Origin of the sequence: Limosilactobacillus agrestimuris, assembly GCF_943193105.1 — a bacterium.
Lineage (GTDB): Bacteria > Bacillota > Bacilli > Lactobacillales > Lactobacillaceae > Limosilactobacillus > Limosilactobacillus agrestimuris.
In genome coordinates, this window is the sequence record NZ_CALPCW010000001.1 from 50,662 (window position 1) to 65,963 (window position 15,302).

General features: G+C 38.7%; 14 protein-coding genes. 5 read left to right on the forward strand and 9 right to left on the reverse strand.

The window, feature by feature from the left end:
* Window positions 1-48: 48 nt before the first annotated feature.
* The 3 genes from NFR46_RS00265 to zwf form a co-directional block, all read right to left on the reverse strand.
* The gene (locus NFR46_RS00265; protein ID WP_251573829.1) at window positions 49-2,016 is read right to left on the reverse strand and encodes a sugar MFS transporter; all 1,968 of its coding nucleotides are present in this window, start codon (window positions 2,014-2,016) and stop codon (window positions 49-51) included.
* A gap of 313 nt (window positions 2,017-2,329) precedes the next feature.
* Window positions 2,330-3,766 (reverse strand): NADP-dependent phosphogluconate dehydrogenase, encoded by a 1,437-nt coding sequence (gene gndA, locus NFR46_RS00270; protein WP_251573831.1) that lies wholly within the window; start codon window positions 3,764-3,766, stop codon window positions 2,330-2,332.
* Window positions 3,767-3,902: 136 nt separating this feature from the next.
* The gene (gene zwf / locus NFR46_RS00275; protein WP_251573832.1) at window positions 3,903-5,381 is read right to left on the reverse strand and encodes a glucose-6-phosphate dehydrogenase; all 1,479 of its coding nucleotides are present in this window, start codon (window positions 5,379-5,381) and stop codon (window positions 3,903-3,905) included.
* 355 nt (window positions 5,382-5,736) lie between these two features.
* Here zwf and NFR46_RS00280 point away from each other — a divergent pair, with 355 nt between their 5' ends.
* Window positions 5,737-6,171 (forward strand): VOC family protein, encoded by a 435-nt coding sequence (locus NFR46_RS00280; protein ID WP_251573834.1) that lies wholly within the window; start codon window positions 5,737-5,739, stop codon window positions 6,169-6,171.
* 48 nt (window positions 6,172-6,219) lie between these two features.
* On the opposite strand, the gene nrdI is transcribed toward NFR46_RS00280, so the two are convergent.
* Window positions 6,220-6,681 carry a class Ib ribonucleoside-diphosphate reductase assembly flavoprotein NrdI gene (gene nrdI / locus NFR46_RS00285; protein ID WP_251573835.1) on the reverse strand — a complete coding sequence of 154 codons (462 nt, stop codon included), beginning with the start codon at window positions 6,679-6,681 and terminating at the stop codon, window positions 6,220-6,222.
* A gap of 293 nt (window positions 6,682-6,974) precedes the next feature.
* On the opposite strand from nrdI, the gene NFR46_RS00290 reads away from it, so the two are divergent.
* From NFR46_RS00290 to NFR46_RS00300, 3 genes are read left to right on the forward strand one after another with little or no spacing between them, the layout of a single operon-like run.
* Window positions 6,975-7,841, forward strand: a complete 867-nt coding sequence (locus NFR46_RS00290) for an ATP-binding cassette domain-containing protein (protein WP_251573836.1) — start codon at window positions 6,975-6,977, stop codon at window positions 7,839-7,841.
* Between the two features lie 17 nt (window positions 7,842-7,858).
* A complete protein-coding gene (locus NFR46_RS00295) occupies window positions 7,859-8,398 on the forward strand; it encodes a saccharopine dehydrogenase related protein (RefSeq protein WP_251573837.1) in 540 nt (179 codons plus the stop codon).
* A complete protein-coding gene (locus NFR46_RS00300; RefSeq protein ID WP_251573838.1) occupies window positions 8,398-8,934 on the forward strand; it encodes a DUF1836 domain-containing protein in 537 nt (178 codons plus the stop codon). Before NFR46_RS00295 ends, NFR46_RS00300 begins: the two co-directional genes overlap by 1 nt.
* Window positions 8,935-9,000: 66 nt before the next feature.
* On the opposite strand, the gene NFR46_RS00305 is transcribed toward NFR46_RS00300, so the two are convergent.
* From NFR46_RS00305 to ybaK, 4 genes are all read right to left on the reverse strand, one after another.
* Window positions 9,001-10,104, reverse strand: a complete 1,104-nt coding sequence (locus tag NFR46_RS00305) for an AI-2E family transporter (RefSeq protein WP_251573839.1) — start codon at window positions 10,102-10,104, stop codon at window positions 9,001-9,003.
* Window position 10,105: 1 nt separating this feature from the next.
* On the reverse strand, window positions 10,106-10,942 hold the full coding sequence (locus tag NFR46_RS00310) for a sugar phosphate isomerase/epimerase family protein (RefSeq protein ID WP_251573840.1): 837 nt from the start codon (window positions 10,940-10,942) through the stop codon (window positions 10,106-10,108).
* Window positions 10,943-11,098: 156 nt separating this feature from the next.
* Window positions 11,099-12,532, reverse strand: coding sequence for a C69 family dipeptidase (locus NFR46_RS00315; RefSeq protein WP_251573841.1), 1,434 nt, complete (start codon window positions 12,530-12,532; stop codon window positions 11,099-11,101).
* Window positions 12,533-12,639: 107 nt separating this feature from the next.
* The gene (gene ybaK / locus NFR46_RS00320) at window positions 12,640-13,146 is read right to left on the reverse strand and encodes a Cys-tRNA(Pro) deacylase (protein ID WP_251573843.1); all 507 of its coding nucleotides are present in this window, start codon (window positions 13,144-13,146) and stop codon (window positions 12,640-12,642) included.
* Window positions 13,147-13,273: 127 nt separating this feature from the next.
* On the opposite strand from ybaK, the gene NFR46_RS00325 reads away from it, so the two are divergent.
* Window positions 13,274-14,005, forward strand: a complete 732-nt coding sequence (locus NFR46_RS00325; protein ID WP_251573845.1) for a GntR family transcriptional regulator — start codon at window positions 13,274-13,276, stop codon at window positions 14,003-14,005.
* Between the two features lie 52 nt (window positions 14,006-14,057).
* Here the strand turns inward: NFR46_RS00325 and NFR46_RS00330 are convergent, their stop codons facing one another.
* On the reverse strand, window positions 14,058-15,134 hold the full coding sequence (locus NFR46_RS00330) for an acyltransferase family protein (RefSeq protein WP_251573847.1): 1,077 nt from the start codon (window positions 15,132-15,134) through the stop codon (window positions 14,058-14,060).
* Between the last annotated feature and the right edge of the window lie 168 nt (window positions 15,135-15,302).

The following is a 15,302-nucleotide window of genomic DNA, read 5'->3' on the forward strand; positions in this document are numbered from 1 at the left end:
AGCTGAGGAAATTTTCCTCAGCTTCTTTTTTACTATAGAGACGTAAGATTACTTATCTTGTTCCTTCTTTGTAACTTCCATAACGTTATCCGTTGTTGTAACCTTTTGATCTGCAGGGATAAGTTGCTTGAAGTTAAATTCTTCACTGTTTGTAACAGTAACGATAACAGTATCATCAAGACCAGCCTTCTTAATGGTTGGGTCCCAGAATTCCATCAATTCGTCACCTTTTTCAACATGTTGTCCCTTGTGGAAGTATGTAACAAATCCAGTACCATGTAATTTAACGGTATCAATACCAACGTGAATCAGAAGGGCAACACCGCTATCTGATACTAAACCAACGGCATGGCGAGTTGAGAAGGTTGCACGAATAGTACCACTGAATGGTGCGTAAACCTTACCATCAGACGGTTTGATAGCAAATCCTTGTCCCATACTACCATCAGCAAAGGCAGGGTCGCTAACGTTCTTCAAGTCAACAACTATACCAGCAACAGGGGCAGGAATATCTGTTACACCAGGCTTTGGTGCGACAGCAACAGTTTTAGTTGATGAGGTAGTATCTTCTGTACCGTTACCCTTGTTAAATTGCTTACCCCAAGTTTGTTCGAGCTTGTCAACAATCTTAGCGTGCATCTTTTCATCCAACTTAACCTTAGTGGCAAAGATGATGACAGAGATTGCTAACATAATGGCAGGAGCGAGGAACATAACGAGCTTAAATGTTGTTACACCTGATGCAGAAAGAGTAGATGCAGTAGCACCAGCAGTCATTCCGGCAGCAATAGCAGTAGGTCCGATAATCCAGTTAGAAACGGCACCAGCAAACTTATCAAGTAATGGACGAACAGAAAGGGTTAGTGATTCATCACGGTGTCCTAACTTTAATTGACCATATTCAACTGAGTCGGTAATCGTCATCAAAACAACCAAGAAAACAAGTGGTTGTGGAATAAAGAATAATTCAGCACCGATAAGAACAAGTACTAATGATTGACCAGCGAAGGCAAAGATTAGTAATCCTAATGCCAACATAATAATTGAACCGTAGAATAACTTCTTCCGGGAAATCTTACTAGTAAACATTGGGAACGTCAAAACAGAAATAACACCAACAACAGTGTTCAAACCACCAAGGATTGAGAAGGCCTTAGCATTACCAAGAATATAAGTGAAGTAGTAAAGCTCCATACTGTTAACCAGAGTAATACCAGTTGTGTAGAACAAGTAAGACATCGCAATTGAGAACAATTGGTCGTTCTTAACTAAGACCTTGAAAACATCCTTTAACTTAGTCTGTTCCTTGTTTTCACGAAGTAATGATTGTTGTTCATGAGTACCAAGACCAACACCAATTGCAGTAATAGCAGCAATGGCAGCGATAATAGCAGCAAAGATAAACCAACCACGGTCATCACCAGTACCGCCATTTTGGTTAGCTGAGAAGAACAGAACCATTGGCATGATAACAAAACCAACAATCTGTCCACCGACAGTAGAACCAACACGGGCAAAGGTAGCAATCTTATCACGTTCGTGAGAATTGAATGATAATGCTGGAAGCATTGACCAGAAACCAACATCATTAAATGAATAGAAGACATCCATTACGATGTATAGGATGGCAAAAATAATTAAGTAAAGATAAGGGCTAGAAATGTTTAAGCCACCTAGTGGTGTAAACAATACAGCAAGGATGACGGCAGAAATGATTCCCCCACCGACAACCCAAGGCTTAAATTTACCCCAACGAGTATGGGTCCGGTCGATCGCATTCCCGATCATTGGGTCAATTAATAATTCGACAATCCGCAGTACCGCGATGATTGAAGTGATCCAGAGGACCATGTGATCATCGAATACTTTGTTACCGGAATTAAATAAGTGTCCAGTAACATACATAATAAAGTAAGTAGAGAGTAAGGCATAGAAGGCATCGTGTCCAAATGCACCCATCGAGTAGGCAAAACGGGCACGGCCAACATGTTCTTGACTCTTTGAACTATTGTTCATTGTAGACTCCCCTTTTCTGCAACAGCTTTAATATAACTTACAGCCATTATGTTAAGCGCTTTCAAAAGGGATGTCAATATACTTTTAGTAAATTTTTACGAAAAGTTTTGATAAATAATTTGCTAATTGGGTAAAAATGTTTAATTGGTATAGTATTAATAGGCGAATCAGTGCAAACGATTACACGGTAGAAATAATAAAATGATTAATGGCGGAAATGAGTTAGTAAATGTTTATTTATGGTTGAATAAAAAAGACCTATGATCAAATTATCATAGGTCTTTTTTAAACGTAAATTTTATTAATTCTTTATTTATTGTTCTTCGTACCAACTGTAGTGGAAGTTACCAGGGCGGTCAGTCCGTTCATAGGTGTGAGCACCAAAGTAATCCCGTTGTGCTTGAAGAAGGTTTGCGGGGAGAACTTCAGCACGGAAGGAGTCGTAGTAACTGATAGCAGCACTCAATGATGGTACTGGAACTCCAGCTTTAACAGCGAGTGCAACCACATCCCGAATGGCTTTTTGATACTTCTTAGCAATATCTTTGAAGTAATCATCAAATAGCAGGTTCTTTAGGTCAGGGTTCTTAGTAAAGGCATCAGTAATGTTTTGTAAGAATTGTGCCCGAATAATGCATCCCGCACGCCAAATCTGAGCTAATTCACCGTACTTTAAGTTCCAGTCATAACGTTCTGAATCAATCCGCATTTGTTCGAATCCCTGAGCGTAACTCATTACTTTACCAAAGTAAAGGGCTTGACGAATCTTTTCAACTAATTCCTTCTTGTCATCAATTGAGATTGCTTCAGTATCAACAGGTAATTCCTTACTTGCTTGGACCCGTTCCTTCTTCATCATTGAGATGTAACGAGCGTAAACGGCTTCGGTAATAACAGATTGTGGTGCACCACCGTCAAGAGCAGTTTCAGAGCTCCATTTACCGGTTCCCTTGTTAGCCCCACGATCAAGAATCATGTCAACAATTGGCTTAGTCTTATCATCACCAAGGTCATCTTTGCGAGTAAGAATATCAGCAGTGATATCAACGAGGTAGCTAGAAAGTTCACCCTTGTTCCATTCAGCAAAGGTCTTTGCAATATCATCAACAGGCATCTTTAAGACATTCCGCATGATGTTATAACTTTCATCGATTAATTCTTCGTCACCATATTCAATTCCGTTGTGAACCATCTTAACGTAGTGGCCAGCACCATTAGGACCAATGTAAGCAACACATGGCTTGCCATCTTCTTCGGCCTTAGCAGCAATCTTAGTAAGAATTGGTTCAACAAGATCATAAGCTTCTTTTTGGCCACCAGGCATTAATGATGGACCATAAAGAGCACCTAATTCACCACCGGAAACACCCATGCCGATGAAGTTGATACCAGATTTATCTAATTTAGCATTCCGCGCCATGGTGTCGTGGAAGTTAGTGTTACCACCATCGATTAGAACGTCACCCTTATCAAGTAAAGGTAATAATTCATCAATAACAGCGTCGGTTGCTTTTCCGGACTTAACCATCATCAGGATCCGCCGAGGCTTTTCTAGTGAGTCAACAAAGTCCTTGATTGTGTAACTTGGCACTAATTTCTTATCGCCATGATCGCGGATCATTTCGTCAGTCCGATTACGGTGACGGTTATAAACACCAACTGTAAACCCGTGACTTTCGATGTTTAAGGCAAGGTTTTTACCCATAACAGCTAAACCGACAACACCAATTTGTGCTTTTTGATCTGACATATTCTTACGCTCCTTAGCTAAATTTGTGTTTAATTTCACAATAACTATTATACAGCACTCACTACTTAAAATACAAATAAAAAAGAGCCGAAAAGCAATTAATCTTGCTTATGGCTCTTTAATAAATTAAATTTAATTACTTGTTAAGATCGTAAACCCACTTGCGACCGTCACGAGCTAACAATTCGCTAGCTGCGGCAGGACCCATTGATCCTGGAGTGTAGTTAGGGAATTGTGGCTTTTCAATGTCCCAAAGGTTCCGGATAACATCAACGAACTTCCAGGCATAAGCAATTTCAGCCCATGAAGCAAAGTTGGTGTGGTTACCTTCAAGAGCATCGTGGAAAAGACGTTCGTATGGTTCTGGGGATTCCTTCTTAGCAGTGTCGCTTTGAACAAAGTTAAGGTCAACTGGTTCAGTAGTGAATCCTTGACCAACGTGCTTAGCATTAAGACGAAGACCGAAACCAGAGTTAGGTTCAACGTAAATAGTTAAGACATTAGACTTCAATGCTTGCTTGTCAGCAGTATCTGGATTAGCAAAGATGTCAATCAATGGCTTCTTGAAGACAATATCAATCCGTGTGAACTTGTCTGCTAACTTCTTACCAGTCCGAACGTAGAATGGAACGCCTGACCAACGGTAGTTATCAAACATTAATTTAGCAGCAACGAATGTTTCAGTACCTGATTCTGGATCAACGCCATCTTCATGACGGTAATCAGGTTGATCATTAACGGCACCATATTGACCACGAACAAAGTTAGCCGCAGCTTCTGATGGGGTGTAGACACGTAAACTACGCAAAGCTTTAATCTTTTCAACACGAACATCATCATCAGTGAAGGCAACTGGTTCTTCCATTGCTAATTGAGCAACCACTTGCATAATGTGATTTTGAACCATATCACGTAACGCACCAGAGTTGTCGTAGTAACCGGCACGTTCTTCAACCCCAAGTTTTTCACTCAAGGTTACTTGGATGTTATCAATGTAACGGTTGTTCCAAAGGGCTTCGATGATTGGGTTACCAAAACGTAATGCTTGGATGTTTTGAACCATTTCTTTACCAAGGTAGTGGTCAATCCGGAAGATTTGGTTTTCTTCGAATGTTTGTGACAATTCGTCGTTCAACTTCTTAGCTGAATCGAAGTCACGACCAAATGGCTTTTCAATAACAAGACGGTTGTAACCATTGTCAGTTAACAAGCCTTGCTTCTTGATGTTGATAGCAATAGTACCAAAGAATTGTGGAGCCATTGACATGTAGAACAACCGGTTACCTTCAGTACCGAATTGCTTATCAAGTTCTGCCAAACGATCCTTCAACTTAGCATAGTGTTCTGGTTTAGTAACATCGTGAGCGCAGTAGAAGAAGTGCTTTGAAAATGCTTCTGCTTCGCCATCCTTTGCAGGAATATCTTTAATAGAATTTAAAACCATTTCTTGGAATTCTTCATCGCTCATTTCATGACGTGAAGTACCAAGTAATGCAAAGTGATCAGCCAAGTAACCCTTTTGATAGAGCTTGAATAGGGAAGTGTAAAGCTTCCGCTTAGCTAAGTCACCAGTTGCACCAAACAATGTAATTAATGCCTTATTTTCTGTAGCCAAAATGTTCACTCCTTCTGAATATTCAGAAAATCTTCTAACGGTACAATTATATACTTTCAATGGCAATTCTGCATCAAAAATGGTAAACGTTTTCTTTGTGAAATACTTACAAATACAATGGATCAGCCGATTTATCGTCTGTATAAAGAGGACGATAAACCTAAAATAATGATTGGTCTAGAACAAAAGTTTTTTGATTTTTTATGCAAGATTGGCCAATATTTTAAGTGAAAACCTGGAAAAATTTCGTTCTATATAGTAGATGGAAATTTAATGCCTTATTTTGAGACACCTGTTTGACGAGACTCAAAATGAACCATATAATCAAAAAGGAAGATTTTAACGGAGGAAAAACATGACTGCACAGATATACCCGTATTTAACATTTGAGAATGCAAAGGAAGCAATGGACTACTATGTTCAAAACTTTGATGCAGAGATTGTTTACCATCAGCCATTAAGTGAAGAACAGGCAGAAAGTTTAGGCTTGAGTACAAATTCTTTAAGTTCAACAACGTTTCGTGCCGAATTTACAGTAGCTGGTCAAAAAATAATTTGTGCAGATGCCACGATGACTAATCCCCAACCCTCAGCAATGATTTCACTAGTGATAGATTTTGGTGATGATGAGGCAGCAGCAAAACGGTTATTTAATAAACTTGCTAGTTCTGATGATCAACGGGTTACAATTCCGTTTGGGAATCAGACAGCGAATAATCAACTTGGACAGGTAGTTGATAAGTATGGAATCACTTGGCTGATTTGTAGTGGTAAGTTAATAGAAGACTAAAGTAAAAGGAGACCGGAAATTTCTGGTCTCCTTTTACTTTATAGATTTTTATTGGTCATTCCACCGTTTGGTAAGCCGATCGTAAATTACTTCAATGTCTTGGGAAGTTCCCCGGAGTTCATAATCAGCGAGGAATGGTGCGTTAAATTGCTTAGCATACTTACGTGCGGTTAAGCAGTATTGCTCATTGAAGTTTCGGTTACCACTACCGACTACTCCAAGACACTTTTTAGGATTATCACCATAAGCGATGTATTCACCCAGAGAATTAGTCATAATTTCTGTAAAGCCAGAGGTAATACCATCTCCACCGTCCAAGTAGGTTGGAACAAAAACAAAAAATGGTTCCTGTTCGTTAGTTGGTTCAGTTTGCTCGGTGATTTCCTTAAGGTTTAAAAGTGGACTCTTGGGATTGAAACTATGTTGTTGTGTAGCGTATGTCGACATACGTTTAAGAAATGAACGCGTATTCCCCTCGATTGAAATATAAATAATGTTCATTGCTGTCATTTTAGCTCCTCTTTCTATGTGTAACTAACTATAACGTAATTTATCCTTAGTCTATTTTAGTTGAATAGGGCGATAAATAGTAGTATAAATTATTTTATCACACGGTGTTGCTAATTTTTGTATTTATTTGGCACAAAAGTAGCTATTTGTGAGGAAAATAAATAGTTATCTTTAGATAAAGTACATTAATCAAAACTGTGAAAATTATTTTAAGAGAGTAATGATCCAGTCCATTTAGGTAATTACATGATAAAATTAACTTAATAATATTTCTTATTTGGGGAGGACTAAATTTGAGTAGTATTATCTTAGATCAACTGACTTTTGACGCTAAGTCTGGTGATCGCTTAGAAAATGTTTCATTGGAGTTAACTTCACCACAAGTGGTTGCTTTTTGTAGCAATGATAATGGTGCGCCAGCAGCGTTAAAGCAGCTCTTAGATGCTCAAGGAAATATTGAGGAAGGTACAGTAACCGTTAATGGTGAGCCATTAGGAAAGATCAATCGTCGTCATGGTAATCCAATGGTTGCCCATTTTGATGATGTTGAATTAAAAGGGAAAACAGTTTTGAAGGCTGTTAAAAATTTCCTTAAACACCATAAAAATGTTTTAACAGTTGAGCAAACTAACCAAATGCTAGAGTCATTAGGAATAGTCCCCGGGAAGCGGGTTGCGGAATTAACTCCTGATGAACAGCAAAAACTGCGAATCGTTCTTTTACTTTCACTATGTCGTCCAATCGTCCTTCTTGATAGTGCTTTTGATGGCCTTGATGAGAATAGTCGGTTAACAATGGGGGAATTGATTGCGGACTACACTAAAAAGACTGATTCGTTAGTTGTTTTCACAAGTCAAAATGTTTCAACCTTAATGCGATTTTCAAAGACGATCTACTACTTTGAAGGAAGTCACCTTACCTCTGCTCGGAATGTTGAGATGGTTGATAGTGTCGATTGTGTAGTAACGGTTATTGGAACTGGCTTTCCAGTTGAAAATGCAGTGAAGTTAGGTGCTCATATGCTAGAAGAAGCGCCTAAAGAAACCCGTTTTCTTTTTACTGGTAATATTCAGGTTCTTCTCCCCTTGTTAGAACAAAGCACGATCACCGATGTCCGAATTGAAGATGCAACAGTAGAAGATGAATTAATGACTTGGTGACTCAAGGAGGAATGCTTGTGGGTCGAGTAGTATTGATTGATAATCGGGATGATGAGCTTGTGTCTAAACTTATCAAAAAAATGCCAGATGCAGTTGTATCAACTAACTTCAAGGTCCAACTTCAATCAGGAGACATTTTGTGCTGGTTACCGAAGCCAAATGATTATGTGGATGATGAAGTTCAAGAATTAGCCGATTTGATAGACCAGAGTGTCTTCTTACCGACTAAGATTGTAATGTTAAGTATTCCGGGAACTGCAGATGATGCTTCGCTAGAACAAGTTGGGAAATGGTATGGTAAAAGTGCCCGAACGATGATAATGATGCATCAATATGCAGTTAAAATGATTGATGAATTTGAAATACCGTATACAATTGTCCGTGTACCACCACTTACTGTTGCTAATACGGAAACGAAAATCACTGCTGAAGGGCAAGCAATGGATGGTGGTAAGGTCGGAATCGATCAACTGGTTTTGCTATTACAAACGGTTCTAAAAACTAATCGCTACCTTAATCAATCAATTGGGATTGTTAATAGTAAAGGAGGTCAATAATGACAAACTTAACAGAATTTAAACGTTGGGAGAATAGTATTTCCCGGATGCATTTTCCAAAATGGGAAGAACTACCTAGTCTTGGATTATACGTTGATCAAGTTGCTGCAGTGATTAATGAAAATTTGACAAGTTCGGGAATGGAACCCCTTACAAAATCGATGATTAATAATTACGTGAAGAAAAAGACTATCCAGGCACCGATTAAGAAAAAGTATGCTGTTAACCAAATTGTTGATTTATTATTGATTGGCTTCTTTAAAAATACTTTTGCAATTGATGATATCCGTCGGGGAATTCTTCAAATTACCTCGAAGGATTACCCGAAACAAGCTTATGACCGTTTTGTTGAAATCCTCAACGCACGGTTGAGAAACGAAACAATTCCAACTAATCCTAACTTTGATCCAGCAAATGAACAATTAATGAACTTTGGTATTGATGCAGTTTTGGCTGGCTTAAAGGCACGGTACCTGTTAAAGATGATGGCAAAAGAAAGCCAAGTTGAAAAAGATAATCACGAAAACAAAGAATAAAGCAAAAATGGCTCAGATTTCGGAATTCCGAATATCTGAGTCATTTTTGTTTAAATAAACAATTTTTTACTCTGCTGCTAGTCGATTTCGAGTATCTCGTCCAATAATTTTATAGATTGCGGCAAAAAGGGGAACAGTGAACATCATTCCTAAGATACCGTAGATTCCACCACCGATAATAACAGCAGTAAATACCCAGACACTAGGTAGGCCAATTGATTTACCAACAACTAATGGGTAAGTAACTCGATTATCGAATTGTTGAAGGACAACGATAAAGATCAAGAAAAAGCCAGCCTGAATTGGTGAAATTGCAAAAATAATAATTACACCGATACTTGCACCAAGAATTGCACCAACGATTGGAATAAGGGCACCAATTGCGGTTACAACACCAATCATTGATGCGTAGGGCATCCGGAGAATACTCATGCCGATAAAACAACAGATCCCTAGAATGGCAGCATCCTTGCATTGACCGATAATGTAGTTGCTGTAACTATCGTTAATCACCTTAATCACGTAAAAAATATGACTGCTCAACTTAGGCAGGTAAGCGTTAATAAGGTGTTTAATTTGACGAACTAGCATTTCCTTATAGATCAAAAGATAAATAGAAAAGAATAAGGCGATTAATGCTGTTGTGAATGCCGAAACGACTGAAGAGGCAGTTGAAACAACTGCTTTGAAAGTTCCGCCAAAGCCAACGGTGAGGTACTTACCAACTTGATTCCATTTAATTTTTTCTAAATCAAAGCTATTCCATAAAGTGCTAAGATCCTTATTATGTTCAATTGCTTTAATGAACCGGTTAATTACCTGGCCGTGATTAGTAACTAGGAGTTTAATACAAGAAACTAATTCTGGGATTACTAGAGAGGAAACAATAATAAGAATTAAGATAATTGTTATGTAAGCAAAGATTATTCCAAATAAGCGACAGTATTTTTGCGCCTTCTTAGTCTTAAATATTTTTGAATAAAGATGTTCATATTGGTTAAGAAGGAGGTTCACAATATAAGCAACTATACATCCAATTAAGAGTGGCATTGATGCTCTAGTAATTGAATGAATCAATTTAGCTACTGTCGGCCAGTACCGAATGGCAAGGTAGAGGACAAACAGGACAATCACTAGTGATAAATGATTTTTTTGAATTTTGACTTTCACGTTATGCTCCTTGGGCTAGTTTGTTAGCGAGATCAACAAGGTAGTGGTGGCTTTCGATTTGTTCGTGACAATTTGATTGATCACGAAGGTTAATTTCATAAATGCTGGTGGCATTTGGGTTTAATAACTTTAAAACAGGAGCCCAGTCAATTTTCCCTTTTCCTAATTGAAGACTATCATGAGTTTGCCCTAACGAATCCACGAGATGGTAGTGAACGACATGTTCTCGTAGATGCTTAAGGGATGCTTGGAGTGCTTGATTATCACCATGCATTTCGATAAAGCAGTGCGAAGTATCAAACGCTAACCGGTAATTATGACTTAGAATTTCATTCTCTTGCTCTGGATGACCATAAGCAAATACCGGTGCAATTGAGTTCTCAAACATAATATGGTTACCACCAGCACGGGCAAATCGATCGAGACGATCGTAAACTGCTTGGCGGGCCGCTTCAACGTTTGGGTAGAGATTAACCATTTTTTGAACTTCTTTCCCCGCATAACCACCATGGACTAATACCTGGATATTGCGCTCCTGGGCTAAGCTAATTAGTTGTTCAGTTGAGGTTTCGATAAACCGGTAAAGCTCTGGAAAGCATTTTTCAGGAGCGACAACTTCAGAATGCCATTTTTGAAAGACCATGGGATGGTGGATAACAATTTTTGAAACTCCCTTTGATTGAACATACTGAACAGCTTCGTCAAGGTGCTGGTAGCCTTCAGGAGTGAAGTTGTTAGCGTCCGTGTAAAATTCATAAACATCTGGATGGTATTGGAGCCGATCGTCAATTTGCTGACGATTACTGCTCCCTTTTAAACCGAGTAATGGTGAAATCATTTTATTTGCCTCCTCAAAAGTTACCTTTATTCTAACAGATTGAATTTAAATGAAATGGTGAAACTCTACTAAGCAAGTTCTGTTTCATATGAAACAACATAAATCCCCACTAGGAAAACAATGAACCTAGTGGGGATTTGACTTTGATAAAATTAATTACAGATTTTTATCCATAATGAATGTCAGTTTAGAAAGCTCAAGGCCATGCATGATCAAAGAACTCATTAATTCTTTAGTCCGCTTGGTCATTTCTGCGACCATCTTATGTGTTTCATCGCTGAGATAAGTGCAAGCATCCTTATCACTCATTCCCTTAACCTTTGGGGCGACTTCGTTAACCCACCGGTAGAGGTATTCACGTGAATCTTTTAAGTAGTTGAGATCGTCTTGAGCAAATTCAGCATGGTGAGATTCGACGATCATGGAAAGAGCCCGGTACATCCAATAAGCACTCTTCAAATCCATGTTAAGCTTCTTTGGAGTTTCACGGTAACTTACATCAATGTCATCCGCGTTTCCAAAGAATGGAATATAAGGGGTAAAGGTAGGAATACCGAAACTCATCCACATAATGGTTGATGCGGCTTCTGGTAAATCATTTCGTACTTGAAGAACATGTGAGTTTTGTGTCCGGTTGAGTGAGATTGGCCGGAAGAGGTGTTTTTGTTCTTCTGTACCATGACCTAGTGGATCATAAGGAGTGCCTTGATAATGACTACTTAAAATCTTTTGGACATCAGCAAGAGTAATCCGGTGATTAGTCCGCATAATAAATGGAAGGTCAAAATCAAGGGGATCTTGTTCCACACTAGGGTTAAGAACCTTGTGACCATACCATTGCCGTGGCGTGTTGTAATGTTGATCAAAGACGTCAGCAGTTCCAAAAATATGACGGAAATCCCAGCCGTACTTATCTGGATTAAGGTGATTCTTTTCAACAAATTCTTGAATACCTTCTGACCACATAAAGTTATCTGGATCATTAAAGTCTACTTGTTGAATTGCTACCCGGTTACCAGTTACCGCATAGGCATCATCTGGAATTCGTTCAGCTACCCAGTGATGGCCAGTAACAATTTCCATGTACCAAACGTCATTCTTATCACTAAAGATAACCCCGTTACCTTCAGCAGAACCATACTTAGCAATCAATTGACCGAGGTATTTAACACCATCTTTAGCACTATCGATGAATGGAAGTGTTGCGGCAACAATTAGGTCTTCATTGATCCCGGTTTCAGTATTTAGTGGATCACAGGCAAGAACACGTTCGTTAGCGTAAACACTTTCAGTAGCACTCATGCCGACATTCTTTTCGTTAAAGCCACTTTCGTCAAAGACACCTTCAGTCTTGTAGTTAACATTTGGTGTCCCTTGGTACCGGTAACCGTCGGCTGGACGGTCAACAACACACTTGTTTAAGTATGCCTTTACCTGGTTTGGGTGATTATGGTAAGCAGTATAGGTAACAAAACGTTGTGGCGTTAATGGACCAAACGTATCATCATTTCGTGCTGCCATTGTGGAGCCATCAATTGTGGCCTCCTTACCAACCAAGACTGTGGTACAAGCAGATAAGTTTTTCTTCATTTATTTCAAGACCTTTCTAGATAAAACATAAAAATTTGGTCATTATCATTTTAAACTTCTTAATACTGCTTAGCAATTTATCTATTTTATTCAAAAAATTACTAGTATTAGGAATGTTGTTCAAGATCGGCGAATTCAGCATGAACTAAATTAGCTAGGTCCTCAGCGTTTAACTTAACTGACCGACCAATCTTTCCGGAAGAAACGTAAATTTCACCTTGTTCTTTCGCTTCGTTATCGATAAAGATTGGATATTGAAACTTTTCGTAAATTCCGACTGGTGTGTTAGCTCCATGAACATACCCCGTTGTTTTTAAAAGTTTCTTTAGCGGAACCATATTTATTTTCTTGTTCCCAGAAACCTTAGCGAGCTTTTTTTCATCAAGGTGTTGATCAATTGGGATAACACCAACCAGTGGCCCAGTAACATTACCAGAAAGGACAAGTGTTTTATAGATGTGGTGTTCATCAACTCCAGTATGATCCACCGTCATAGAACGGACGTCACCATCTTGGTGAGTGGGAAATTCTGCTTGTTCATAGGCAATTTTATTTTTATCCAGAATTTGTTCAACTTGGGTTTTTTTCATTTTACTTTTTTTCTTTTTACTCATGGTAAATATTAGCCTCCATTTTTGTGGAACGAACCAATTTTTAGTGAAATAGATCCCAATTTTAAATAGGTCTGCTATACTAGAAACAGCATTAATCGTCTATCAAATAATCCGAGGAGTAAATGACATGGCAGATTTAGTATACCGCTCCGTGATGAGTGATATAAAACAAAAAATCCTAGCAAACCAATATCCGGGGATGAAATTACCCGATGAACGAAGCCTTAGTGCAAGCTATAAAGTGAGCCGTAGTTCAATCAAACGCGCACTTGGGGTTTTGGCCCAGCAGGGAATCATCTTTAAGAAACGTGGTTCAGGAACATTCATTAATCCATTATACCTAAAAAACCGTTCGTTATTTCGCTATGAAGGAAGTAACTTGGGGGTTACTGATAGCTTTAAATTTGGGGATAAAAAGCAAAGCATTAAGTTGATGGACTACCAAGTTATTCCAGCAAGTAAAGATCTACAACAGGATCTCTTCCTTGATGATAATGATTTTGTTTATAAGATCAAACGACTTCGTTTAATTGACGATCAGCCGTTTATTATTGAAACAGGATATATTCCAATTAAAATTATCCCAACGCTTTCACCCGACATTGTTAAGAGCTCGATTTTTAACTACTTGGAAACAGCTAAGGGTAAGCGAGTTACCAAGTCCTTTATGTCAATTAGTGTGGCTCCATCAAAGGCAGATGACCAACGGCTTCTTAGACTAAAGCCAACTGAACCAGTTGCTATTATGGAAGGAGTCTTCTTCTTGGATGACGGGACACCGTTTGAAGTATCTAACATGCGGGTTCACTATCGGTACATGAAGTACGATACATTTGTAAGTTTGGATCAGGAAAATTAGCTGTCTAGAAGATAAAAAAGATTAGGTCTGGGAATTTCCAGACCCAATCTTTTTAATTTTTAAGCTTAAACCAGAGCTTATGGAAACCATAGGCTGAGGCAAAAGAACAGGTTACGGTAAGCAGGTAAATAACGACTAATAGTAGAAGGGGATTAAAGACTAACCAGATGCCCTTACCTAACTGCCAAATCCAGTAAAGCCAAAAGACGTGTGAAAGATATGCACGGTGAGCATAGTCTGCAATATGATGACAACGAGCTAGCCAATAGCTACGACTGTGAATGTGATGGAGGTGGAATGCAGCAACAGCAAGAATGGCAGTAAGATTATAGAAAAGCATTGATGGAAGATAATAGGGAGCATTAGTAAAACTTACGGGGAGACCGAATGCAAAGAAATTACGAGTGACGAATATATAGAGCAGTCCCCAACAAATTAAGATTAACCACCAAAATTTGGAGAGAAGAGGAAACAGTTGCCTGTGGAAACACCAAAGAAGGGTACCAAAAATTGCAAAAGCGAAGAAACTAGGAAAGACACGGTCAAGAAGGTACCAGTCATGATCGTGGGGACCGTGAAATACTTGAAATTCATACATCAAGTGCCAGCAGAATTGAAAAATAATTGCTAAAGCAAGAGTAAGCCAGCCACGTTTGCTATTATTGTTAAACCACCTAGCGATCCACCAGAATAGTGGGGTAATAATGATGAATTGGAGCATCATGACGTTATACCAAAGGTGTTGGGCGGCATTTCCGTTAATGAATTGCCAGCAAAAAGTTCCTAAATTAGTGTAAGGACGTCCCTGTTGTAATTGGGGAGTAAGAAGTAAGTAGGCGAAGGTCCACCAGATTGACGGAATAAATAGCATGTGCCAGCGATTTCGCATGTATAGAGGATAGTTCATCATTGTCGCTCCAGGGTTTGTCCGAATTGTGGAATACATAATTCCGAAAATGAACATTGGTGCGGCATATTTAACTAATTCATATATTCCGCCAAATAAGAATTCTTGAGAACTTTTCGTGACTTCACGCATTACAACCGTTAATACTGATTGCAACATTACTGCTAATACTGCAAATGTTTTTGCATAATCTCCAACATCAGCTGGATACAAATGCTTCATGTTAGGTCTCCTCTGTAAACTAAATTTAATATAATTTTTCTGATGAATAGTATACAATAGTTGCTGTTACGTGTAATGGCGGATAGCTAAAAGTCGTGCTAATTTGAATTGTCAAAGTTCAATTTTAAAATTGGATCGGATCAATTTTGAAAAAGGTTGACTTTTTGT